The sequence below is a fragment of the Streptomyces sp. NPDC059166 genome, from assembly GCF_042755185.1.
Classification (GTDB): Bacteria; Actinomycetota; Actinomycetes; order Streptomycetales; family Streptomycetaceae; genus Streptomyces.
Genome location: NZ_JBHZCI010000092.1, coordinates 1 through 2716, shown reverse-complemented (window position 1 = coordinate 2716; position 2716 = coordinate 1). Strand labels below are relative to the sequence as shown.

General features: G+C 71.9%; 1 protein-coding gene. It reads left to right on the top strand.

The genetic code is table 11. The features are described 5' to 3' along the window. On the top strand, positions 1-2716 hold a 2716-nt coding region (locus ACFXOA_RS32195), incomplete at both ends, for an amino acid adenylation domain-containing protein (protein WP_385035713.1).

Here is a 2716-nt window from a genome sequence, read left to right as displayed (position 1 = left end):
TCACCCCACACCAGTTCGTCCAACTGGCCGACATCCAACGCCGCTCCGGACACCACGAACTCTTCGACACCACCACCGTCTTCGAGAACTACCCCCTGGGTGCGGAGCAGGTGCCTCCGCTCAGCGGGGGCCTCGTGATCACCGACGTCGACGCGCGGGACGCCACCCACTACGCCGTCAGCCTCGTGGGCCTGCCGGGCGATGAGCTCTCCTTCCGGATCGACTACCGCCCCGACGTCGTCGACGCCCCCACCGCGGAGCGTCTTACCGCCTGGTTGCACGGCCTGCTCACCGCCGCGACGGCCGACCCGGACGTGACCATCGCCCGCCTCGGCGTGCTGGACGGCGACGAGTACGCCCGGGTGACGGGTGCGTGGAACGACACCGACCGCTCCGTCCCGGACACCGCGCTCACGACTCTCCTCGACGAGGCCGCCGCCGCCCATCCCGACTCCGTCGCCGTCGGCCACGGCGACACCCGGCTCACCTACCGGGAACTGCACTCGCGTGCCAACCGACTGGCCCGCCAGCTCGTCGCGCTGGGGGCGGGGCCGGACCGCATGGTCGCCGTCGCGCTCCCGCAGCGACCCGACCTCGTGGTGGCACTGCTCGCCGTGCTGAAGTCCGGTGCCGGCTATCTGCCGCTGGATCCCTCCCACCCCGCCGAGCGCATCGCGGGCATGTTCGAGGAGACCCTGCCGGTCTGCGTCCTGACCACCGCCGAGCTCGCCGGCCGCATCCCGACGAGCGGCACGGCCACGGAGACCGAGGCGGGGGCGCACGTACGCGTCCTTCTCTGCGACGACCCCGGCCTGCCCGCCCGGCTCGCCGCTCTCCCGGACACGCCTCTCACGGATGCCGACCGGCTCTCACCGCTGCTGCCCGGGCACCCCGCGTACGTGATCTACACCTCGGGTTCCACCGGTCGGCCCAAGGGCGTGGTCGTCGAGCACCGCTCCGTCGTCAACTACCTGCTGTGGGCGCTCGACCTGTACCCGTCCGCCGGCCACAGCACCCTGCTCCACTCGCCGGTCTCCTTCGACCTCACCGTCACCGGCCTGTACGCACCGCTCATCCGGGGCGGCAGTGTTCACCTGACCCGGTTCGCGGACGGCGGTCCGGACCCGGAAGCTCCTGTTCCGGCGGACGGTGTCGCCTTCCTCAAGGGCACGCCGAGCCACCTCGCCCTGCTGGAGGAACTGCCCGACGCCTACTCGCCCACCGCCGAGCTCGTCCTGGGCGGCGAGCCGCTCTCCGGCGCCCACCTCGACCACTGGCGCGCCGGACACCCAGGGGTACGGGTCGTCAACGAGTACGGGCCCACCGAGACGACGGTCGGCTGCACCGCGTACGTCGTGGAGGCCGACGACGAAATCCCCGCTGAGGTCCTGTCCCTCGGCACTCCCATGTGGAACACGCAGGTGTACGTCCTGGACACCGCTCTGCGCCCGGTGCCTCCGGGCGTCGTCGGCGAGCTGTACGTAGCGGGAACCTGCGTGGCACGCGGCTACGTGGGCCGCCCCGCCCTCACCGCGGGCCGGTTCGTGGCCAACCCGTTCGGGACACCCGGCACCCGCATGTACCGCACCGGCGACATGGTCCGCTGGCGCTCCGACGCCACCCTCGAGTTCGCCGGCCGTGTCGACGACCAGGTGAAGATCCGCGGGTACCGCGTCGAACTCGGCGAGATCGAGTCGGTCCTCGCCGACCGGACGGGCAGCGCCCAGGTGGCTGTGGTGGTCCGCGAGGACAACCCTGGCGACCAGCAGCTCGTGGCGTACGTCGTCGGTTCCGACACCGACGGCCTGCGTGAGTACGCGGCGGACCACCTGCCCGCCTACATGGTGCCTTCCGCGTTCGTCGCGCTGGAGGCCCTGCCGGTCACCGGCAACGGCAAGCTCGACAAGCGGGCACTGCCCGCGCCGCATCAGGACGAGACGGCCGCCGGCGCGGCGGGCACGGGCCGCCGGCCGCGCAGCCCGCAGGAGGAGATTCTCTGCCAGGTCTTCGCCGACGTGCTGGGGGTTCCCCGGCTCACCGTGGACGACAGCTTCTTCGAGCTCGGCGGGCACTCCCTCCTCGCCACCCGTCTCGTCGGCCGCATCCGCACCGCGCTCGACGTCGAACTCGCCATCCGTACCGTCTTCGAGCATCCCACTCCAGCCGGGCTGGCCCGTGCCTTGGCGGACGCGGACGCCGCCCGCACGACGCTGGCCACGCACGCGGAAGGTCTCCCGGAGCGGCCCGAGGTTCTTCCTCTCTCCTTCGCCCAGCAGCGGCTGTGGTTCCTGGACCGTCTCGACACGGGCGGCGGCACCTACAACATCCCCCTCGCGGTGCGTCTGGAGGGCGCGCTGGACGCGGTCCGCCTACGCGCGGCGCTGGATTCGGTGGTGGCCCGGCACGAGTCACTGCGCACCGTCTTCCCGGTCGTGGACGGCGAGCCCCGGCAGCAGGTGCGGGACGCCTCGACCTCCATGCCTTTCACCGTCCGCGAGGTAGCGGCGGGAGCCGAGGCCGACCGGAAGGACGCCCTGCTCGCCGAGTCCGTCGCCCGCTTCGACCTGGCGACCGAACTGCCTGTACGGGCCACACTGTTCCGTGAGTCCGCCCATGCGCATGTGCTGTTGCTGGTGGTGCATCACATCGCGGGTGACGGATGGTCGCTGGCCCCGCTGATGCGCGACCTCGAAGCCGCCTACACCGGACGCGAACT